Origin of the sequence: Streptomyces sp. NPDC088766 (genome assembly GCF_044750845.1) — a bacterium.
Lineage (GTDB): Bacteria > Actinomycetota > Actinomycetes > Streptomycetales > Streptomycetaceae > Streptomyces.
Map to the genome: position 1 here is coordinate 254,949 of NZ_JBIVKQ010000009.1, position 20,549 is coordinate 275,497.

Annotated in this window: 16 protein-coding genes and 1 rRNA gene; 4 read left to right on the forward strand and 13 right to left on the reverse strand. The window is 72.9% G+C overall.

Annotated features, from left to right (window positions below; translation table 11 throughout):
* Positions 1–110 precede the first annotated feature (110 nt).
* A complete protein-coding gene (locus ACIP5W_RS15680; protein ID WP_401472580.1) occupies positions 111–737 on the reverse strand; it encodes an NUDIX domain-containing protein in 627 nt (208 codons plus the stop codon).
* A gap of 134 nt (positions 738–871) precedes the next feature.
* A complete protein-coding gene (locus tag ACIP5W_RS15685) occupies positions 872–2,539 on the reverse strand; it encodes a CTP synthase (protein ID WP_366059245.1) in 1,668 nt (555 codons plus the stop codon).
* Between the two features lie 532 nt (positions 2,540–3,071).
* On the opposite strand from ACIP5W_RS15685, the gene ACIP5W_RS15690 reads away from it, so the two are divergent.
* Both ACIP5W_RS15690 and ACIP5W_RS15695 read left to right on the forward strand, forming a co-directional pair.
* A complete protein-coding gene (locus ACIP5W_RS15690; protein WP_401472640.1) occupies positions 3,072–4,874 on the forward strand; it encodes a glycoside hydrolase family 15 protein in 1,803 nt (600 codons plus the stop codon).
* Between the two features lie 120 nt (positions 4,875–4,994).
* Entirely contained in the window at positions 4,995–6,632 is a 1,638-nt protein-coding gene (locus ACIP5W_RS15695) for a PucR family transcriptional regulator (RefSeq protein WP_401472584.1), read from the forward strand.
* Between the two features lie 45 nt (positions 6,633–6,677).
* Here the strand turns inward: ACIP5W_RS15695 and ACIP5W_RS15700 are convergent, their stop codons facing one another.
* From ACIP5W_RS15700 to ACIP5W_RS15720, 5 genes are all read right to left on the reverse strand, one after another.
* The gene (locus tag ACIP5W_RS15700) at positions 6,678–7,799 is read right to left on the reverse strand and encodes a glycosyltransferase family 4 protein (RefSeq protein WP_401472586.1); all 1,122 of its coding nucleotides are present in this window, start codon (positions 7,797–7,799) and stop codon (positions 6,678–6,680) included.
* Positions 7,800–8,272: 473 nt separating this feature from the next.
* Positions 8,273–10,015: a DNA repair protein RecN gene (gene recN / locus ACIP5W_RS15705; RefSeq protein WP_401472589.1), complete on the reverse strand. Its 1,743-nt coding sequence runs from the start codon at positions 10,013–10,015 to the stop codon at positions 8,273–8,275.
* Positions 10,016–10,227: 212 nt separating this feature from the next.
* On the reverse strand, positions 10,228–11,133 hold the full coding sequence (locus tag ACIP5W_RS15710) for an NAD kinase (protein ID WP_366059249.1): 906 nt from the start codon (positions 11,131–11,133) through the stop codon (positions 10,228–10,230).
* Positions 11,130–11,945: a TlyA family RNA methyltransferase gene (locus ACIP5W_RS15715; RefSeq protein ID WP_401472593.1), complete on the reverse strand. Its 816-nt coding sequence runs from the start codon at positions 11,943–11,945 to the stop codon at positions 11,130–11,132. Before ACIP5W_RS15715 ends, ACIP5W_RS15710 begins: the two co-directional genes overlap by 4 nt.
* 7 nt (positions 11,946–11,952) lie before the next feature.
* Positions 11,953–12,267 (reverse strand): hypothetical protein, encoded by a 315-nt coding sequence (locus ACIP5W_RS15720; RefSeq protein WP_401472596.1) that lies wholly within the window; start codon positions 12,265–12,267, stop codon positions 11,953–11,955.
* Positions 12,268–12,309: 42 nt separating this feature from the next.
* Here ACIP5W_RS15720 and ACIP5W_RS15725 point away from each other — a divergent pair, with 42 nt between their 5' ends.
* Positions 12,310–12,657, forward strand: a complete 348-nt coding sequence (locus ACIP5W_RS15725; protein ID WP_401472599.1) for a sterol-binding protein — start codon at positions 12,310–12,312, stop codon at positions 12,655–12,657.
* Between the two features lie 25 nt (positions 12,658–12,682).
* Here the strand turns inward: ACIP5W_RS15725 and ACIP5W_RS15730 are convergent, their stop codons facing one another.
* The 4 genes from ACIP5W_RS15730 to ACIP5W_RS15745 form a co-directional block, all read right to left on the reverse strand.
* Positions 12,683–13,552 (reverse strand): ABC transporter ATP-binding protein, encoded by an 870-nt coding sequence (locus ACIP5W_RS15730; RefSeq protein WP_401472602.1) that lies wholly within the window; start codon positions 13,550–13,552, stop codon positions 12,683–12,685.
* Positions 13,549–14,760 (reverse strand): FecCD family ABC transporter permease, encoded by a 1,212-nt coding sequence (locus ACIP5W_RS15735; RefSeq protein WP_401472605.1) that lies wholly within the window; start codon positions 14,758–14,760, stop codon positions 13,549–13,551. Before ACIP5W_RS15735 ends, ACIP5W_RS15730 begins: the two co-directional genes overlap by 4 nt.
* A complete protein-coding gene (locus ACIP5W_RS15740) occupies positions 14,757–15,800 on the reverse strand; it encodes a FecCD family ABC transporter permease (RefSeq protein ID WP_401472608.1) in 1,044 nt (347 codons plus the stop codon). The genes ACIP5W_RS15735 and ACIP5W_RS15740 overlap by 4 nt, the downstream gene beginning before the upstream one ends.
* Positions 15,801–15,947: 147 nt before the next feature.
* Complete coding sequence (locus ACIP5W_RS15745; protein ID WP_401472611.1) at positions 15,948–16,976, reverse strand: HAD hydrolase-like protein; 1,029 nt, start codon at positions 16,974–16,976, stop codon at positions 15,948–15,950.
* A gap of 71 nt (positions 16,977–17,047) precedes the next feature.
* On the opposite strand from ACIP5W_RS15745, the gene ACIP5W_RS15750 reads away from it, so the two are divergent.
* A complete protein-coding gene (locus tag ACIP5W_RS15750; RefSeq protein WP_401472616.1) occupies positions 17,048–18,331 on the forward strand; it encodes a DUF1015 domain-containing protein in 1,284 nt (427 codons plus the stop codon).
* Between the two features lie 69 nt (positions 18,332–18,400).
* Here the strand turns inward: ACIP5W_RS15750 and ACIP5W_RS15755 are convergent, their stop codons facing one another.
* Together ACIP5W_RS15755 and rrf are read right to left on the reverse strand one after the other, a co-directional pair.
* Positions 18,401–19,144: a hypothetical protein gene (locus tag ACIP5W_RS15755; protein WP_401472643.1), complete on the reverse strand. Its 744-nt coding sequence runs from the start codon at positions 19,142–19,144 to the stop codon at positions 18,401–18,403.
* Positions 19,145–20,454: 1,310 nt separating this feature from the next.
* A 5S ribosomal RNA gene (gene rrf, locus ACIP5W_RS15760) occupies positions 20,455–20,549 on the reverse strand; the annotation flags it as partial.

Below are 20,549 nucleotides of genomic sequence, written 5' to 3' on the forward strand. Positions count from 1 at the left end.
CGAGCCTAGTTCACGCTCTGCGACGTTCCGTGGGGAGCACGGCGGTGACGTCCCCCGATCGGATCAGCAGATCGTCACACCGCAGGGGTCGGCAGGAGGGCGCGGGACGGTCACGCCTCGAAGGGGCGGGCCGGCCACGGCGCCTGCGCCGGGCGCAGCGCGTCGAGCCCCTCGCCGCCGCGCGCGGCGACCAGCGACAGGACGCCCACGACCAGGCAGTTGTTGTGCAGCTCGCCGGCGAGCACCCCCCGCACGAGTTCGCCGACCGGCACCCGCGCGTGCTCCATGTCGGCCTCCTCGTCCTCGACCGCGAAGCGCTCCCCGTCGGCCGCGGACAGACCGCGGGCCAGGAAGATGCGCACCGCCTCGTCGCAGCCGCCGGGAGTGGTGTAGACGTCGGTCAGCACCCGCCAGTCCTCGGCCTTGACGTGGGCCTCCTCGTACAGCTCCCGCTGGGCGGCGTGCAGCGGGTTCTCGCCGGGCACGTCGAGCAGGCCGGCCGGGATCTCCCACAGCTTCTGCCGCACGGGGTGGCGGTACTGCTTGATCAGCAGGACGCGGTCCTCGTCGTCGAGGGCGAGAACGGCCACGGAGCCGGGGTGGACCTGGTAGTCGCGGTGGACGACGGAGCCGTCGGGCATGACCACCTCGTCGGTGCGGACGGAGGTCTTCTTGCCCACGAAGGGGGTCTCCGTCGCGCGGATCTCCCACGCCTGCGCGGTGTCCTTGATCGTCATGCCCTGTCCTTCCACACGTACAAAAGGAATCCGGCCAAAGGAGAACCGGCCGTGTCGGACCGGGAAACCAGAAAAAAGAGGCCGGGGTGCTCACCTTTGAAGGGATGCACCCCGGCCACCGTACAACTGGTGTGTTACTTCGAGGTCTTCCGCTCGACCGCGGCCTTCACCAGCCCGGCGAACAGCGGGTGCGGACGGGTCGGCCGCGAGCGCAGCTCCGGGTGGGCCTGCGTGGCGACCAGGTAGGGGTGGACGTCGCGCGGGTACTCCACGTACTCGACGAGCTTTCCGTCCGGCGAGGTGCCGGAGAACAGGATGCCCGCCTTCTTCTCCAGCTCCGCGCGGTAGGCGTTGTTGACCTCGTAGCGGTGCCGGTGCCGCTCCTCGACGTACTCCTTGCCGTCGTAGACCTCGCGCACGATCGAGCCCTCGGCCAGCTTCGCCGGGTACATGCCCAGCCGCATGGTGCCGCCCATGTCGCCCTCACCGGCGACGATGTCGAGCTGCTCGGCCATCGTGGAGATGACCGGGTGAGCGGTGGCCGGGTCGAACTCGGTGGAGTTCGCGTCGGAGATGTCGAGCAGGTTGCGCGCCGCCTCGATCACGATGCACTGCAGGCCCAGGCACAGGCCGAGCAGCGGGATCCTGTTCTCGCGGGCGTAGCGGATCGCACCGACCTTGCCGAGCACGCCGCGGTCGCCGAAGCCGCCGGGGATGCAGATGCCGTCCACGTCGGCGAGCTGCGCCTTGGCTCCCGCCGGGGTCTTGCAGTCGTCCGAGGTGACCCACTTGATCTTCACGCGGGCCTTGTTGGCGAAGCCGCCGGCGCGCAGCGCCTCGGTGACCGAGAGGTAGGCGTCGGGCAGGTCGATGTACTTGCCGACCAGGGCGAGGGTGATCTCGTGGTCGGGGTGGTGGACGCGGTCGAGCAGGTCGTCCCAGGTCGTCCAGTCCACGTCCCGGAAGGGCAGGTCAAGCTTGCGGACGACGTAGGCGTCCAGGCCCTCGCCGTGCACGGTCTTGGGGATGTCGTAGATCGACTTGGCGTCGGGGCAGGCGACCACGGCGGCCTCGTCGACGTCGCACATCAGCGAGATCTTCCGCTTGATCGCGGTGGGGACCTCGCGGTCGCAGCGCAGCACGATCGCGTCCGGCTGGATGCCGATGTTGCGCAGGGCGGCCACGGAGTGCTGGGTGGGCTTGGTCTTCAGCTCGCCCGAGGGACCGATGTAGGGCAGGAGCGAGATGTGAACGACGAACACGTTGTCCCGGCCGACCTCGTGGCGGACCTGGCGGACGGTCTCCAGGAACGGCAGCGACTCGATGTCGCCGACCGTGCCGCCGACCTCCGTGATCACCACGTCCACCTCGTCCGTCGCCATCCGGCGGATGCGGTGCTTGATCTCGTTGGTGATGTGCGGGATGACCTGCACGGTGTCGCCCAGGTACTCGCCGCGGCGCTCCTTGGCGATCACCGTCGAGTAGACCTGGCCGGTGGTGACGTTGGCGGAGCCGTCGAGGTCGCGGTCGAGGAAGCGCTCGTAGTGGCCGATGTCCAGGTCGGTCTCGGCGCCGTCGTTGGTGACGAACACCTCACCGTGCTGGAAGGGGTTCATCGTGCCGGGGTCGACGTTGAGATAGGGGTCGAGCTTCTGCATCACGACGCGCAGGCCCCGCGCCTTGAGCAGCATGCCGAGGCTGGAGGCGGTCAGCCCCTTGCCGAGGGAGGAGGCGACACCCCCGGTGACGAAGATGTGCTTGGTCGTCGTGGCGGAGCTGTTTCGGAAAGCAGCGGGCGGCATGGCCAAGAGGGGGCTCCCGTGGTCGCGATCTGGGGGTGCGGTGCGGCTCCCGGAGGCTTTCGCCGGCGGTTCGTGCCGGAGTTTTCCGGGGGTGCCGTCGCTGCGGTTCGGGGGTTTCGTGCCCACCGGTCCACGGGCCACCAGGGTATCAGCGCCTCGAGGGGACGGCTTCCGACCACGCTCCGCGCACGGTCCGGCACGCCGGGGCACCGGCACGCCGGGTCCTCACCCACTGCTCACCCGTTCGGCCCACCCACGTTGCCCGGAGCGGCACACAGATCATCTACGTGCGTCGTATCCTGCTCGGACACTCGCTGCCGAGCCCGGCCGGCAAGACGGCACACCCCAGCCCGTACCCACCGGAACAATGAGAGCTCGGCAGTTGGTTGAGCAAGAATTGGCCTTTTGCCAATACGGCTGAGCGACTGCTTTGCTTCACCGCTCAACGACGCATGACACATTTCCCCTTGACCGCACCAAGCGACTGCCCCCGCCTGATGGGGGCTACGTGGCCGTTCGACTGGAGTTGCACGTGGCCGGGCGCATCGAAGACTACGCACTCATCGGAGACATGCAGACCGCCGCACTGGTCTGCCGCGACGGGACGGTGGACTGGCTCTGCCTGCCCCGCTTCGACTCCCACGCGATCTTCGCCGGGCTGCTGGGCACCGAGGAGCACGGCTTCTGGCGGCTCGGCCCGGCGCACGCCTCCGACGCCGAGCCGCCGCGGGCGGCCCGGCGCAACTACCGGGGCGACTCGCTGATCCTGGAGTCCGAGTGGGACACCCCGCGCGGCACGGTCCGGGTGACCGATTTCATGCCCCCGCGCGACGGCGCCCCGCAGCTCATCCGGATCGTCGAAGGCGTCTCGGGCCGCGTCCCCATGCGTTCGACCCTGCGGATGCGTTTCTCCTACGGCCGCGTCGTGCCGTGGGTGCACAAGCACGAGGGCCGCACGGTCGCCGTCGCCGGTCCCGACTCGGTGTGGTTCGACACGGAGGCCGAGACCTACGGCAAGTCGCTGACGACGTACTCCGACTTCACGGTCGCCCCCGGTGACCGGATCGCGTTCACCATCTCGTGGGAGCCCTCGCACAAGGAGCCGCCCGCGCTGCCGGAGCCGGAGCAGTCGCTCCAGGCCACGGAGGACTTCTGGCGCGAGTGGGTCGAGCACTGCACGTACCACGGGCCCTACCGCGAGGCGGTGATCCGTTCCCTGATCACGCTGAAGGCGCTCACGTACGCCCCCACCGGCGGCATCGTGGCGGCCCCCACCACCTCCCTGCCCGAGGACATCGGCGGAGTCCGCAACTGGGACTACCGCTACACCTGGCTGCGCGACGCGGCCATCACCCTGTCCTCGCTGCTGCGCACCGGCTACCGCGAGGAGGCCCGCGCCTGGCGCGAATGGCTGCTGCGCGCGGTCGCGGGCGACCCGGAGAACCTCCAGATCATGTACGGCATCGCCGGCGAGCGCGAGCTCGGGGAGGCGGAGCTGGACTGGCTGCCCGGCTACGAGGGCTCCGCCCCGGTCCGGGTCGGCAACGGCGCGGCGCACCAGCTCCAGCTGGACGTGTACGGCGAGGTCACCGAGGCGCTGCACCTCGGCCACATGACCGGGCTGGCCCGCAACGACTACGCCTCGCTGCTCCAGCTGAAGCTGATCCGCTACCTGGAGCGGCACTGGGACGAGCCGGACGAGGGCATCTGGGAGGTGCGCGGCCCGCGCCGCCACTTCGTGCACTCCAAGGTGATGGCCTGGGTGGCCGTGGACCGCACGATCAAGCTGATCGAGTCGGGGGACGCGGACGGCCCGCTGGAGCGCTGGCGCGAGCTGCGCGACGACATCCACCGGGACGTGTGCGAGAAGGGTTACGACAAGGAGCGCAACACCTTCACGCAGTCCTACGGCTCGAAGGAACTGGACGCGTCGCTGCTGCTGATCCCGCAGATGGGCTTCCTGCCCCCGGACGACAAGCGCGTGATCGGCACCATCGAGGCGATCCAGCGCGAGCTGTCCACGGAGGACGGCTTCATCCTGCGCTACCCGACCGAGGGCGAGAGCGAGGGCGTCGACGGCCTCCCCGGCGACGAGGGCGCCTTCCTGGCCTGCTCGTTCTGGATGGCGGACGACCTGGCGATGATCGGCCGCGTGGACGAGGCCCGCAAGCTCTTCGAGAAGCTCCTGTCCCTGCGCAACGACCTGGGGCTGCTCGCCGAGGAGTGGGACCCGCGCCTGCAGCGCCAGGTGGGCAACTTCCCCCAGGCCTTCAGCCACGTCCCCCTGATCGACACGGCCCTGCGCCTGACGGCGTCGGGGGCGTACGGCGGCTGAGCCCGCCTGTCCCGCCCGGCCGCGGAGCGTTTCCGTGGCCGGACGGGAAATGCGGCCGGGCGGGAGATGTAGCCGGGCGGGAGATGTGGCCGGACGGGGTCCGCGGGTAGCGTCCGCTCCATGGACAGCCACGCGGACCACCGATTCGACAGCCGGGGCGCCGGCATCACCGTGCAGCGGGCACTGGAGCTGCCCGGTCTGCGCAGCGGGCTGCCCGAGATCCTGGCGGGCGCGGAGCGGCTGGGCCGCACGGTGCGCTGGGTGCACGCCGGGGAGGTCCCGAACATCGCCTCCCTGCTCAAGGGCGGCGAGCTGCTGCTCACCACCGGTTACGGCCTCGGCACCCGCCCGGCGGAGCAGCGGGCGTTCGTGCGCACCCTGGCCGAGCGGGGCATCGCGGCCCTGGTGGTCGAGCTGGGCCCCCGGTTCGCCCGGCTGCCCGCGGCGCTGGTGGAGACGGCCCGCGCGACCGGCCTGCCGCTGGTGCAGCTGCACCGCGAGGTGCCGTTCGTCGCGGTCACCGAGGAGATCCACACCGAGATCGTCAACGGCCACTACGCGCTGCTCCAGCAGGCCGAGGAGGTGCACCGCCGCTGCACCCAGGCGCTGCTGGGGGGCGGGGGGATCCCCCAAGTGCTGGGCATTCTCGCCGACTTCAGCGGCAACCCGGTGTTCCTGGAGACCACCGACGGACAACTGCTGTACGCCGCCGGGGCCGGGCCGGAGGGGGCGGATCCGCTCCAGGTGTGGGAGGGGCTGCGCGGCCCGCACAAGGACGCGTCCGCCGGTTCGGTGCTGGTGGACGTCCCCGGCGGCGGGCCGGGGACGGGTGCGGTGCGGGCCCGGCTGGTGCTGCTGCCGGTACGCGCCCCGCTCGCTCCGGTGCACCGGATCGCCGCCGAGCGGGCCGCCGGGATCCTGGCCGTGGTGCTGATGCAGGCGCGGCAGGAGGAGGAGCTGGCGGCGCGCGGCCGGGGCGACTTCCTGACCGACCTCGCCGAGGGGCGTATCGCGGCGGAGGACGCTCCGGCGCAGGCGCGTGTCCTCGGCTTCAAGCCCGGCGACGGTCCGCTGCTGCCGGTCGTGATGCGCCTGGGCGACACGTTGTCCCCGGGCGGCGGCTGGGCGGTGCTGGCGCGGGCGGTGGCGGAGGAGCTGGCGTCGGTGGGGGTGCCGGTCCTGCTCGGCGTGCGGCCGGTGGAGGGTCGCGTGCCGCTGCTGCTGGGCCTGCGCTCGGAGTCGGAGCGGTCGGCGGTCGCGGACCGGGTCGCGGCGGCGCTGCGGGCCGGGGTGGAACGGGCCGGGATCCAGCGGCCGGGTGCTCAGCCGCCGGTCGTGGTGGTCGGCGTCGCGGGCGGCTGGGCGGCGGCCTCGGCGGGCCTCGGGCACGCGGCGGAGACGGCGACGGCGGCGCAGGGCCTGCCGGACCGGCCCTGGTACGACGCCCGCCGCCTCGACATCGACCTGCTGCTGTGGCGGCTGCGCGACCATCCCGGCCTGGCGGCCTTCGTGGACCGCGCGATCGGCCCGGTCCGCGACCACGACCAGCGCTCGAGGCCGCCCCTGCTGCCCACCCTGGAGACCTATCTGGCGCACGCGGGCCGCAAGGCGGAGACGGCCCGCGAGCTGCACCTCAACCGGCAGACGCTGTACAACCGGCTCGCGCGCATCGGCGAGTTGCTGGGCACCGACCTCGACGACCCGCAGACGGTGCTGGCGTTGAGCCTGGCGCTGCGGGCCCGGCGGCTGGTGCCCTGAGCCGCCGCCGTGGCGGGTGCCGGGGAGCGGGATCGCGGGTGCGCGTCAGATCATCGGCAGCGGCTGCGTCAACTCGTCGTAGACGCTGAGGACCTGGGCGACGGTGTCGTCCTCGCTCGGCCAGGTGGCCGCCTGCCGGGTGCCCGACTCCCGGAGCCGCTCGCGGCGTTCGGGTGCGGCGAGCAGGCGTACGACGGCGTCGGCGAAGGCCTCCGCGTCGCCGGGCGGGACGAGTTCGGCGGCGTCGCCGACGAGTTCGCGCACTCCGCCGGTCAGCGCCGCGACGAGCGGCACGCGCGCGTGGAGGGCCTCCTGCGCCAGGACCGAACGCGACTCCCCGGCAGCGGGCAGCAGGGCGAGGTCGGCGACGGCCAGCAGTTCGCCCACGTCGTCCCGACGCCCGAGGAGCCGGACGGGCAGTCCCTCGTCCTCGATACGGTGCTGGAGTTCCGCCCGCAGCGGCCCTTCCCCCGCGACCACGACCAGTGGCACGGGGTCCAGCCGGCCCCACACGCGCGCGGCGTCGAGCAGGACGTCGTGACCGCGAAGCCGGTCGAGGGAGCCGGCGGCCATCAGCAACGGGCGGCCGGTCGCGCCGAGTTCGGCCCGCACCTTGGCCCGCGGCCGCTCCGGGTCCTCCTCGGTCGTGCGGGGTCCGGGAAGTCCCACCGCGGCGAGCCGGGCGTCCCGGGCGCCGGTGCGGCGCGCCCGGTCCACGAGGTCGGAGGTGGTGCCGAGCACCACGGCGGCCGCCTTGGCGACCCGCCGCTCCAACAGGCGCAGCAGATGGGCGCGGGCTCCCTCGGCGTGCGCCCCGTTGTGCCAGGTGACCACGAGCGGGGTGGGCCGCCCGCTGAGCGCGAGCACGGCCCGGAAGGAGGCGTGCAGTCCGTGTGCGTGGACGAGGTCGGCGTCCGTGCAGGCCGCCCGCAGCGCCGCCACGGACGCGGGATCGCTGCTGCGGGGCACGGGCACGTGGTCGGCTCCGGCGCCCGTGAAGTCGTAGAGGTGATCGGACTCGGCGGGGGCGCACACCGTCACCCGCACGCCCCGCGCGACGAGCCCCGCGGCCAGGGAGCGCACGTGGGCGCTGCTGCCGGCGTTGCCCCCGCCCAGCACCTGCACGGTGCGCAGCGGCGACTGGCCGTGCGGTGAGTGGCTGCTCACGTGGCCGGGGCTCCTGGTTCGGCATCGGTCGATCACGAAGGAACGTACAGAAGGGACTCGGGCGCGGGGGCGGACCTCTCGCGCTCCTCCACGTCCTCCACCCAAGGATGCCAGGGCGTACGGGTGTTCCGTGCCGCCGAGCACCCGCTGCCCCGGCAACACACCCCCGCGTATCACCCACACGGGTGAAGGAAGGCGGATTTCCGTTCGACGGGTGAGCCGGTTGCCGCGGCTTGGTGAGGCCCTGTCACGAGGCGGCGTCGGCCCGCGGAAGTGCGGTGCGCACCGGGCGGTCCGCCCGTGGGGCCGGTCGGCGCGCGGCCGGGTCCCGGGCACCGACGGGCGAACGCGGCCCTCCTGCTCCTTCGTGTGATCATCGGGCCGTCCCGGGGAAGCCGGCCGGGAAAGCCGGCCGGGAAAGCCGGAGGGCGGGACCGGCACGTGGGCCGCCGTCCCGCCCTCCGCCCGAGCCGTTACGCGTCCGCGCGCGCCGTCTCCAGCAGTTCCTCCGCGTGCGCGCGTGCCGTCTCCGAGTCCTCCTGGCCGGCGAGCATCCGGGACAGCTCCCGGATCCGTTCCTCGCCCTCCAGCACCTTCACGCCGGACCGGGTCACGGACCCGTCGTTGGTCTTCTCCACCAGCAACTGCCGGTCGGCGAAGGCCGCCACCTGCGGCAGGTGGGTGACGACGACGACCTGCGCGGTCTTCGCGAGCCGCGCGAGGCGCCGCCCGATCTCCACCGCCGCCTTGCCGCCCACACCCGCGTCGACCTCGTCGAAGAGGTACGTCGGTACGGGGTCCGTCCCCGCGAACACGACCTCGACGGCCAGCATCACGCGGGACAGCTCACCGCCGGACGCGCCCTTGGCGATGGGCCGCGGCGGCGCCCCCGGATGCGGGGCGAGCAGCAGCTCCACCTCGTCGGCGCCGGACGGCCCGTAGGCGACGGGACGGCCGTCGACCTCCACGCCCTCGGGGTCCTCGGTCTGGCGGATGTCGAACGACACGCGCGCGTGCGGCATCGCCAGCGAGGCCAGCTCGGCGGTCACGGCGGCGGCGAACCGCTCGGCGGTCTCCGTCCGCGCGTCGGTCAGGGCCTGTGCCAGGCCGCCCAGTTCGGCCCGCAACGCGTCGCGCTCGGCGGTCAGCTCGCCGATCCTCTCGTCGTCGCCGTCCAGTTCGCCGAGCCGAGCGGCGCCCCGCTCGGCCCAGTCGAGGACCGCGTCGATGTCCTCGCCGTACTTCCGGGTCAGCGCGGTCAGCGCGGCCCGCCGCTCCTCGACGGCCGCCAGCCGCAGCGGATCGGCGTCGAGGTCGTCGGCGTACCCTGCCAGCTCCCCCGCCACGTCGCCCAGCAGGATCCCGATCTCCCCGATGCGGTCGGCGAGCGCGGCCAGCGCCGGATCGTGCGACCGTACGGTCTCCAGGGCCCGCTGCGCGCCCGCGACGAGCGTGGTGGCGTCGATGCCCTCGGGATCCTCGGGATTGCCCGCGAGGGCGCCGTGGGCGGCAGTGGCCGCCGAGGACAGCGCCTCCGCGTGGCCGAGCCGCTCCGCCTCCTCCGCCAGTTCCGCGTCCTCGCCCGCGCGCGGCTCGACGCCGGCGATCTCGTCGAGGCCGTAGCGCAGCATGTCGGCCTCCTGGGCCCGTTCACGCGCGCGCGTGGTGATCTCGTCGAGCCGGCCGGAGACGGCCCGCAGCCGCCGGTAGGCCTCCGTGTATTTGGCGAGCGGCACGGCGACGGCGTCACCGGCGTACCGGTCGAGCGCCTGCCGCTGCCGGGACAGCTTCAGCAGCCCCTGCTGGTCGGTCTGTCCGTGCACGGCCACCAGCTCGTCCGCGAGTTCGGCGAGCACCCCGACGGGCACACTCCGCCCGCCGACGTGCGCCCGCGACCGCCCTTCGGCGGACACGCTACGGCTGATCAGCAGTGCCCCGTCGTCGAGTTCGGCCCCGGCCTCCTCGGCCCGTACGGCCACCGGAGCGCCCGCGGGCACGGTGATCCGCCCCTCCACGACCGCTTTGTCGGCGCCGAGCCGCACGAGCGCGGCGTCGGCGCGCCCGCCCAGCAGCAGCCCGAGGCTGGTGACCACCATGGTCTTGCCCGCGCCCGTCTCACCCGTGACGGCAGTGAAGCCCGGCGACAGCTCGACGACCGCGTCGTCGATGACTCCGAGCGACCGTATCCGCATCTCCTCCAACACGTCCCCGACCATACGAGGTTTTGCCGGCGGCGTGCGACGCCGCCCCCCGTAACGATGGCCGGGCGTTACTTTTGCCGGCCGATCGTCGTTGCCCTGACAGGTCCCCGCCGTGGCGGGGACGATCCGGTCGGTCGTGTCCGTCCTGGGCGAGCAGCGGATGCGGTGCTCCCCGCCGACGCGGGGGCGGCCCGGCGCCCGGGCCGTATCGGGGCGCCGGGCCTTTCCTAGTGCCGGGCCCCGCGCCACCCGGAGACGGGCAGCGCGAACTTCGCCACCAGCCGGTCCGTGAAGGACGCGTGGTGCAGGCGGGCCAGGCGCACCGGCACGGCTCCGCGCCGCACCTCGACCCGGGCCCCCGGCGGCAGCTCGAAGGTCCGCCGCCCGTCGCACCATAGGACGCCCGGCGGGATGTGCGGCAGCAGCTCCACCGCGAGCACCGAGTTCGGCGAGGTCACCAGCGGCTTGGCGAACAGGGCGTGGGCGCTGATCGGCACCATCAGCAACGCCTCGACCTCGGGCCACACCACGGGCCCGCCGGCCGAGAAGGCGTAGGCGGTGGAGCCGGTCGGCGTCGACAGCACGATCCCGTCGCAGCCGAACCCGGTGACCGGCCGCCCGTCGATCTCCAGCACCACCTCGAGCAGCTTCTCCGCGCCGGCCTTCTGCACGGCCGCCTCGTTCAGGGCCCAGTCGGTGTGCACGATGTCCCCGTTGCGGTGCACGACGACGTCGACGGTCATCCGCTCCTCGACCTCGTACGACTTCGTGACCACCCGGTCGACGACCTTGTCGAGGTCGTCCCGCTCGGCCTCCGCCAGGAAGCCGACGCTGCCGAGGTTCACGCCGAGCATCGGCACCCCGGACGCCCGCGCGAACTCCGCGCCGCGCAGCAGTGTCCCGTCACCGCCGAGGACGATGAGCAGCTCGCAGCCCTCCAGGCACTGCGGGGTGGCTTCGCAGACCAGCTCCACCTCGTCCGGCAGGGGCAGGTCGGCGGCCTCGTACTCCAGGACGCGCACCCCGATGCCCTCGCGCAGCAGCCCCTTCACCACCAGTTCCGCGCTGCGGATCGCGGCGGGCCGCCCGGTGTGGGCCAGCAGGAAAACAGTACGAGCTCGGTTCTGGGTCAACGCGGCCCCTCCGCAACTGCACGGTCGACATCGGCCGGGTCCAAAGCGGGCGCCCCGGCCCTGAGCCACAGAAAGTACTCGACGTTGCCGGAGGGCCCGGGCAGCGGACTGGCGGTGACCCCCTTCACACCGAGTCCCAGCTCCCACGCCTTGCGGGCCACGCCCCGCACCGCCTCGGCCCGCAGCTGGGGGCTGCGCACGACGCCCCCGCTGCCCAGCCGTTCCTTACCCACCTCGAACTGTGGCTTGACCATCATCACCAGGTCCGCGTCCGGCGCGGCGCACCGCGCCAGGGCCGGCAGCACCAGCCCGAGCGGGATGAAGGACAAGTCCCCCACGACAAGATCCACTGGCTCCCCATCGATCGCTTCGAGCGTCAACTCGCGTACGTTCGTACGGTCCTTGACGGTGACGCGTTCATCGCTGCGCAGAGACCAGGCGAGTTGCCCGTAGCCGACGTCGACCGCGACCACGTGCGCGGCCCCCGCCCGCAGCAGCACATCGGTGAAGCCGCCGGTGGACGCGCCGGCGTCCAGGGCACGCCGTCCCTCGACCAGGAGCCCCTGGGGCACGAACACCTCCAGGGCACCGGCGAGTTTGTGCCCGCCCCGCGACACGTAGTCGGGGTCGCTGTCGTCGACGGAGACGACGATCGCCGCCGCCGTCTCCACCTGTGTGGCGGGTTTGGTGGCGACGGTCTTCCCGACCGAGACCCGCCCCGCGGCGATCAGCTGACCGGCGTGCTCACGCGAGCGCGCGAGCTTGCGGCGCACCAGCTCCGCGTCCAGACGACGACGTGCGACTCCTGCCACGTTCGGTTCAGCTCCTACTGCCGTGCGTTGACGGGGGCCCCGGAGGTCCCGGGCGGGCGTCGAGCGCGGTGAGCGCGTCGCGCAGCCCCCGGTGTACATCCTCGTACACCTCGAGGTGTCCGTCCGTGGCGAGGTGGTCGGCATCGGCCAGCCGGTCCAGGTGGGCGTCCACCCCGGCGTCGCCGGTGGGGGTGCGGGGCACCTGGAGCGGGGCGGGAGCGGAGGGGGCGTACTCGGGCTCCCGCGCCTGCTCCTGCCTCGGCTCCTGCGCCTGTTCCTGTTCCTGAGGCGTGGCCGCCGGCTCCGGAACCGTGTCGCTCATGCCCCGACGCTACCGCGAACCGCTGGGGTACCGTCGAGCGCGATGGCCACGATCGAGGAGTGCCGCGCCGCACTCGAGAAGTTCTCGCAGAGCATGGGCCGCGCCGAGGGGGACGCCCGCGCGGCCGCCGCCCTCGACCGGTCGGTGAGCTGCTGGATCACCGACCTGGACGTCACGTTCGTCGGCCGGATGGCGGACGGCCGGATCGTCGTGCGGGACACCGTGCAGGGCCCGCCTCCGGAGAGGGCCGGGATCAGGCTGCGGATGGCCGGCGACGACCTGGTCGCGCTGGTCGACGGAGAACTGAACTTCGCGAAGGCGTGGGGCTCGGGCCGGGTGCGGCTGGAGGCGGGCTTCAGGGATCTGCTCCGGCTCAGAAAGCTCCTGTGACCTCGGGGCGGCCTCCCCGTGACCGTCAGGAGGCCTCCGTCGCCGGCACGCGTGCGCGTGCCTTGCGCGCGGCCGGCACCACCAGCGGCGTCCCCGTCTCCGGGTCGTCGATGACCTGGCAGCGCAGCCCGAAGACCTCCTCGACCAGAGACGCCGTGACGACGTCGCCGGGCGCACCCTGCGCGATGACCGTGCCGCCCTTCAGCGCGACGAGGTGGGTGGCGTACCGGGCGGCGTGGTTGAGGTCGTGCAGGACGGCGACCAGGGTGCGGCCCTGCTCCTCGTGGAGTTCGGCGCACAGGTCGAGGACGTCGATCTGGTGCTGGATGTCCAGGTAGGTGGTCGGCTCGTCGAGGAGCAGCAGCGGGGTCTGCTGGGCGAGAGCCATCGCGATCCACACCCGCTGGCGCTGACCGCCGGACAGCTCGTCGACGTACCGCTCGGCGAGTTCGGCGACCCCGGTCCGGGCCATGGACTCCTGGACGACCCGCTCGTCCTCGGCCGACCACTGGCGCAGGATGCCCTGGTGCGGATAGCGGCCGCGGCCCACCAGGTCGGCGACCGTGATGCCGTCGGGCGCGATCGAGGACTGCGGCAGCAGTCCGAGCGTCCTGGCGACCTTCTTGGCGGGCATCGACTGGATGACCTGCCCGTCGAGGAGCACCCGGCCCTCGCTCGGCCTGAGCATCCGCGACAGCGCGCGCAGGAGCGTCGACTTGCCGCAGGCGTTGGGGCCGACGATCACCGTGAACGAGTGGTCGGGGATCTCCACCGACAGTTGCTCGGCGATGACCCGCTGGTCGTAGGCGAGGGTGACGTTCTCGGCGGACAGGCGGTTCACGGTGCTCCTTCGGTCGTCCGGCCCGCGGCCGGCACGGGTGGTGGCGCTGCTCATATCCGGCCCGCCCGGCGCTCGGTGACCAGCAGCCACAGCAGGTAGACGCCGCCGAGCACGCCGGTGACGACACCCACGGGCAGCTGTCCGTCACCGAACAGCCGCTGCGCGGCCCAGTCGGCGGTGACCAGGAGGGCGGCGCCCATGAACAGGGCGGGCACCAGGTTCGGTCCGGGAGAGCGGGTCAGGCGCCGGGCGAGCTGGGGCGCGGTGAGCGCCACGAAGGCCACGGGTCCCGCGGCGGCGGTGGCGGAGGCGGTGAGGAGGACGGCGCACACCATGAGCAGCAGCCGTACCCGCTCCACGCGCACCCCGAGGGCGTGGGAGACGTCGTCGCCCATCTCCATCATCCGCAGCCCGCGCGCGTTGGCGAGGACGAGCGGGACGAGCACGCAGCACGGCACGAGCAGCGGCCAGACCTGCTTCCAGTCGCGGCCGTCGAGCGATCCGGTCATCCACACGACCGCGCGGGCCGCGTCGACCAGGTCGGCCTTGGTGATCAGGTAGCCGTTGACCGCGGCCGCGATCGCCGACACACCGATGCCGACGAGGACCAGCCGGTAGCCGTGCACGCCCCGCTTCCAGGCCAGCAGGTAGATGGCGGCACCGGTGACCAGCCCGCCGACGAGGGCGCCGACGGCGACCTGGGTGGCGGAGCCGGACATCAGCACGATCACCACGAGCGCGCCGGCTGTCGCCCCCTGCCCGAGCCCGAGGACGTCCGGGCTGCCCAGCGGGTTGCGGGAGACGGCCTGGAACACGGCGCCGCCCAGCCCCAGCGCGGCGCCGACCAGCAGCCCCACGACGACCCGCGGCAGCCGCAGTTCGTTGACGATGAACTCCTGGCCCTCGGTGCCGTTGCCGGCGAGTGTCTTCAGTACGTCGCCGGTGGAGATGGGGAAGTCGCCGGTGCCGATGAGCACCACGCTCGCGGCGAAGGCGGCCAGCGCCAGCGCGAGCACGACGGTCAGGGCGCGCGGGTGCACCCGGACCGACAGCCCGCCGGGGGTGCGCAGGGCTCGGACGGTGCCGGCATTCCGGCCTCCGGCCTCCGTCGCCTCCGTGGCCTTCGCGACTCCTGTTGCTTCTGTTGCTTCTGTTGTTTCCGCAGCTTCCGCGACTTGCGCGACTTGCGCGGCTTGCGCGGCTTGCGCGGCTTCCATGGCTTTCGTGGTCCGCTCCGGCTCGGACTGGGGTGCGGTCTTCACAGCTGGGCCGTCCTCCGCCGTCGTACGAGATGGATGAAGACCGGGCCGCCGATGAGCGCGGTGATGATGCCCACCTGGACCTCCGAGGGGCGGGCGACGACCCGGCCGATCACGTCGGAGCCCAGCAGCAGCACGGGCGACAGGACCGCCGCGTACGGCATGATCCAGCGCAGGTCGGGCCCGGTGAAGGAGCGGACCACGTGCGGGACCATCAGTCCGACGAACACGATCGGCCCGCAGGCGGCGGTCGCGGCCCCGCACAGCACGGTGGCGGCGAGCATGGACAGCGCCCGGGTGCGGTTGAGGTGGGCACCGAGGGCCTTGGCGGTGTCGTCGCCCATGGCCATGGCGTTCAGCGGCCGGGCGAGCGCGAACGCGAGGAGCGTGCCGGCCAGCAGGAAGGGCAGCACCTGCCAGATCACGTCGCCGGTCGCGGAGGACAGCGAACCGACCGTCCAGAAGCGCATCCGGGCGAGCGCCGCCTTGTCCACGATCATCACGGCCTGGACGTATCCGAAGAGCGCGGCGCTGAGCGCGGTGCCGGCGAGCGCGAGCCGCACGGGCGTGGCGCCCCGGCTGCCGCCCAGGAACCAGACCAGCGCACCGACGGCCGCCGCACCGAAGAAGGCGAACCACACGTAACCGCTGACGCTGGTCACACCGAGGAAGGTGATGGCGGTGACCACCGCGGCCGAGGCACCCGCGTTGATGCCGAGCAGTCCGGGGTCGGCCAGCGGATTGCGGGTCAGGGCCTGGAGCACCGTCCCGGACAGCCCCAGCGCGGCGCCGACCAGCAGTCCGAGGACGGTCCGCGACACCCGCTCCCCCACGACGACGTCGCCGTACGTCCCCGTGTCCTGGAACAGGCCGTGCCAGACCTGTTCGAGGGACAGCTCCTTGGCACCGATGGCGATGCTCGCCACCGCCACCAGCAGCAGGACAGCGACGGACACGAGCAGCCCAAGGGACCGTGGAGCCCGGCGGGTCGGGGGCGCGGGGGCACTCTCCGCGCGCTGTTCGGGAACACTGTCGACCAACACGCAGTTAGGTTAGCCTACCCTGCCATTCCTCCTCGCTGACTGGTTCGCTGACTGATTCGCTGACTGGTCACGGCCGCCGCCCGAAGGCCACGGCCGCGACCGAACCGCCTCACCGCGCGGGTCACCGCAGCGGGCGCGCCGCCGGGCTCACAGCCCCAGCCGGGCGAGCGCCTTCCCCGCGTCCAGCCCGCACGAGCCGTCGCCCGCCGCGGTCCAGGCCGCCGCGCACAGCGCCCGCAGCCCGTCCAGGACGGCGCCCTCACCGTCGAGTTCGAGCTTCTCCGCCCCGGCCGACGCGGTCCATCCCCCGCACCGGAAGCCGCTCCCCTCCTCGGTGACCTCCGGCTGCCCGGTCAGCAGGCCGCGCAGATCGGCGTCCACGTACGTCGGCCGGTGCTGCGGCGGCGCCGCGAGGAGCTGCGCGCCGTCGGTCACCCCGGTCAGCACGAGCAGCGAGTCGACCTCGCCGTTGAACGCGCCCTCGATGTCGGTGTCCAGCCGGTCCCCGACCACCAACGGCCGCTCGGCGCCGGTGCGCAGGATCGTCTCGCGGTGCATGGGGGGCAACGGCTTGCCCGCGACCTGCGGCTCGGCCCCGGTCGCGATCCGCACGACCTCCACCGCCGCGCCGTTCCCCGGCGCGATGCCCCGCCCGCTCGGGATCGTCAGGTCGGTGTTGGACGCGAACCAGGGCACGCCGCGCGCGACGGCGTACGACGCCTCGGCGAACCGCCCCCACGGCAGGTCGGGCCCGCCGAACCCCTGCACCACGGCCGCCGGGTCGTCCTCCGCCGATTCGACGGGTTCGAGCCCGCGCTCGCGCAGCGCGACCCGCAGGCCCTCCCCACCGATCACCAGGACCCGCGCCCCCGCCGGCACCTGTTCACCGATCAGCCGGGCGACCGCCTGCGCCGAGGTGATGACGTCGTCCGCTCCGGTGGGTATGCCCAGCTCGGTGAGGTGATCCGCGACAGCGTCGGGGGTGCGCAGCGCGTTGTTGGTGACGTACGCCAGCCGCATCCCGCCATCGCGCGCGGTCGCCAGCGACCCGACGGCGTGCACGATCGCGTTCCCGCCCGCGTACACCACCCCGTCCAGGTCGAGCAGCGCAGTGTCGTACGCCTCGCTCAGGGCCTGCCCACTGCCCTCGGGCCTCGTCCTGACGCTCCGGCTCATTCCACATCGCTCCTCGTTCGATCGCTTTCCCCGATCATCCCGCATGGCACCGACACACGTACGATGCCGGGATGAACTCAGCAGGTCACTCGGAAGCGACGGCGCCCCGAGGCCTGGAACTCACCCCGTTCCGAGGCCTGCGCTACGACCCCGACCGGGTCGGCAGTCTCGCCGCCGTCACCTCCCCGCCGTACGACGTCGTGGTCCGCCCCGACGGCCTGCACCACCTCCAGGACGCGGACCCGCACAACATCGTCCGCCTGATCCTCCCTCAGGCCACCACCGCCGGCGCCCGCAACGAACAGGCCGCGGACACCCTGCGCCGCTGGCTCGCCGAAGGCGTCCTGAAGACCGACGCCGTACCCGCCCTGTACGTCTACGAACAGCGGCACGCCGACGGCATGCTCCAGCGCGGCCTCATCGGCACCCTGCGGGTCTCCGAGCCCTCGGCCGGCGTCGTCCTCCCCCACGAGGACGTGATGCCGCACATCGTCGCCGACCGCGCGGCCCTGATGCGCGCCACCCGGGCCAACCTCGAACCGCTGCTCCTGACGTATCGCGGCGACGGCACGGCGACGGAGGCCGTCGAGCGGACCGCGGACCGGCCTCCGCTCCTGTCGACGACCACGGAGGACGGCTTCAGCCACAGCCTGTGGTCGATCACCGACCCCGCCGAGGTGGCCCGCGTCCAGGCCGGCCTCGCCCACCACCAGGCGCTGATCGCCGACGGCCACCACCGCTGGGCGACGTACCTGCGTCTACGCGCGGAGCACGCCTCCCCCAGCCCCTGGGACGACGGTCTGGTCCTCCTCGTGGACACGGCCCGCCATCCCCTGCGCGTCCGCGCCATCCACCGTCTCCTGCACGGCCTGCCGGTCGCCGAGGCTTTGGCCGCGGTGGAGGGGCTGTTCCGCGTGCAGCGTCTGGAGGTGCCGCTGCCCCGGGCCCTCGACGCCCTCGCGGACGCGACCGCCGGGGGCAACGCCTTCCTGCTGGCCGGCGACGGGGCCTTCCACCTCCTGGACCGCCCGGACCCGGCCCTGCTCGCCCGCACGGTCCCCGCCGACCGCCCGCGGGCCTGGCGCGCCCTCGACGCGACGGTCCTGCACGCCACGCTCCTCGACCACGTGTGGCACGTCCCCGAGGACGACCCCGCCCGTATCACCTACATCCACGACACCGCCGCGACGGTCGAGAAGGCGGAACGCGACGCCGGTACGGCGGTGCTGCTGCACCCGGTCCACGAGGAGGTCGTCCGCGACCTGGCCCGGCAGGGCGTCATGATGCCCCGCAAGTCGACGTCGTTCGGCCCGAAACCGGCCTCGGGCCTGGTCCTGCGCGCGCTGGACCTCTGACCGGGAAAACGAAAAAAGGGGCTCGGCTCCGGTACGGCACCGGAGCCGAGCCCCTTTCACTTCCCCACGTCAGTCCTGTTCGTCGGCCTTGCTCTCGACCGGTCGCTCGTCCTCGGCGACGACGTCCTCGTCCTCGTCCAGCGCGTCGACGAACTCCACACCGTCCAGCTCGGCCAGCCGGTCCGAGGCGTCGGTGCTGCTGTCCCGGTCGGCCTCGACGGCCTTCGCGAACCACTCGCGCGCCTCGCTCCTGCGGCCGGCGGCGAGCAGTGCGTCGGCGTACGCGTACCGCAGCCGCGCGGTCCACGGCTGCACGGAGTTCGAGGCCAGCTCGGGGCTCTGGAGCGTCACGATGGCCGCGTCCAGCTGGTCCATGTCACGCCGGGCACCGGCCGCGACGAGCCGCATCTCCACCTGACCGGCCTTGTCGAGCTTGTGCACCTCGGGCGCGCCGGCCATCTCCAGCGCCTTCTCCGGCCGTCCGAGCCCGCGCTCGCAGTCGGCCATGACGGGCCACAGTTCCACGGTCCCGGTCATCCGCCGGGCGGCACGGAACTCGGCCAGCGCCTCGCTGTACTTCTGGGTGGCGTACGCCGCGAATCCGGCCGCCTCCCGTACGGCGGCGACGCGCGACGCCAGCCGCAACGCCACCTTCGAGTACCCGTAGGCACGCTCGGGCTCCTCGTCGATGAGCCGCGCGACCATCACCAGGTTCTTGGCGACGTCCTCAGCGAGCCCCTTGGGCAGGCTCTGCAGCTCCTGCCGTACGTCCTTGTCGATCTCCTCGCCGGTGACGTCCTCGGGGATCGGCAGCCGCTTGATCGGCTCGCGGTCCCGGTCCCGGTCATCACGGAACCGGCCGCCGCCCCGTCGGTCCTCGCGTCCGCCGCGGTCGTCACGCCCCCGGAAGCCGCCGGGCCGACCACCGCGGTCGTCACGGCCCTGGAAGCCGCCGGGCCGTCCGCCACGGTCGTCACGGCCGCGGAACCCACCACGGTCGCCTCCGCGCTCGCCGCCACGGTTGTCGTCGCGCCTGTCGTCCCGGCGGAAGCCACCGCGGTCGCCGCGGTCGTCGCCCCGTCGGTCGTCGCGACGGTCGCCGGGGCGGTCGTCGCGGCGGAAGGAGGGACGGTCACCACGGTCGTCGCGGCGGAAGGGAGGCCGCTCACCGCGGTCGTCCCGACGGAAGGCGGGACGCTCACCACGGTCGTCGCGGCGCGGCCCACGGTCGCGGTCGTCACGCTGGAACGCCGGACGAGAACCCCGGTCACCGTCACGGCGATCGTCACGGCGATCGTCTCGACGCCCGTAACCACCACGGTTGTCGTCACGACGGTCGTCACGCCTGTCGTCCCGACGGAAACCACCACGATCACCACGGTTGTCATCACGACGGACGAAGCCTCCGCGCTCGCCGCCACGGTTGTCGTCGCGCCTGTCGTCCCGGCGGAAGCCACCGCGGTCGCCGCGGTCGTCGCCCCGTCGGTCGTCGCGACGGTCGCCGGGGCGGTCGTCGCGGCGGAAGGAGGGACGGTCACCACGGTCGTCGCGGCGGAAGGGAGGCCGCTCACCGCGGTCGTCCCGACGGAAGGCGGGACGCTCACCACGGTCGTCGCGGCGCGGCCCACGGTCGCGGTCGTCACGCTGGAACGCCGGACGAGAACCCCGGTCACCGTCACGGCGATCGTCACGGCGATCGTCTCGACGCCCGTAACCACCACGGTTGTCGTCACGACGGTCGTCACGCCTGTCGTCCCGACGGAAACCACCACGATCACCACGGTTGTCGTCTCGACGTCCGTAACCGCCACCGCTGTTGCCGGCGCCGCGGTTGTCGTCGCGTCGGCCGGCGCCGGGGCGGTCGTTGTCTCGACGGAAGCCGCCACGTTCCCCGCGGTCGCTACGGAAGCCTCCGCGCTCGCCACGGTCTCCGCGGTCCCCACTGTCCCGTCGCCGCTGGTCGCGCTCCGGTCGATCCTCGGGAGAGTTGGTGGACATGGGTGACTCCTGTCTTCGGTACCGCAAGTCATTCTCGCGCAGCCGGGTACCCGGCGCTTCCTGGAAAAACAAAAGGACCCCCGGTCCCCAGCTGAACGCTGGGACCAGGGGTCCTTCCAAAGATTGTTCGGCGGCGTCCTACTCTCCCACAGGGTCCCCCCTGCAGTACCATCGGCGCTGTGAGGCTTAGCTTCCGGGTTCGGAATGTGACCGGGCGTTT

Bases quoted from the DNA above. Each gene is read 5' to 3' on its own strand.
- ACIP5W_RS15685 (WP_366059245.1), bottom strand. From the start codon at position 2,539: ATGCCGCCCGCTGCTTTCCGAAACAGCTCCGCCACGACGACCAAGCAC.
- ACIP5W_RS15750 (WP_401472616.1), top strand. From the start codon at position 17,048: ATGAACTCAGCAGGTCACTCGGAAGCGACGGCGCCCCGAGGCCTGGAA.
- ACIP5W_RS15680 (WP_401472580.1), bottom strand. From the start codon at position 737: ATGACGATCAAGGACACCGCGCAGGCGTGGGAGATCCGCGCGACGGAG.
- recN (WP_401472589.1), bottom strand. From the start codon at position 10,015: ATGGTCGGGGACGTGTTGGAGGAGATGCGGATACGGTCGCTCGGAGTC.
- ACIP5W_RS15720 (WP_401472596.1), bottom strand. From the start codon at position 12,267: ATGAGCGACACGGTTCCGGAGCCGGCGGCCACGCCTCAGGAACAGGAA.
- ACIP5W_RS15695 (WP_401472584.1), top strand. From the start codon at position 4,995: ATGGACAGCCACGCGGACCACCGATTCGACAGCCGGGGCGCCGGCATC.
- ACIP5W_RS15730 (WP_401472602.1), bottom strand. From the start codon at position 13,552: ATGAGCAGCGCCACCACCCGTGCCGGCCGCGGGCCGGACGACCGAAGG.
- ACIP5W_RS15725 (WP_401472599.1), top strand. From the start codon at position 12,310: ATGGCCACGATCGAGGAGTGCCGCGCCGCACTCGAGAAGTTCTCGCAG.
- ACIP5W_RS15745 (WP_401472611.1), bottom strand. From the start codon at position 16,976: ATGAGCCGGAGCGTCAGGACGAGGCCCGAGGGCAGTGGGCAGGCCCTG.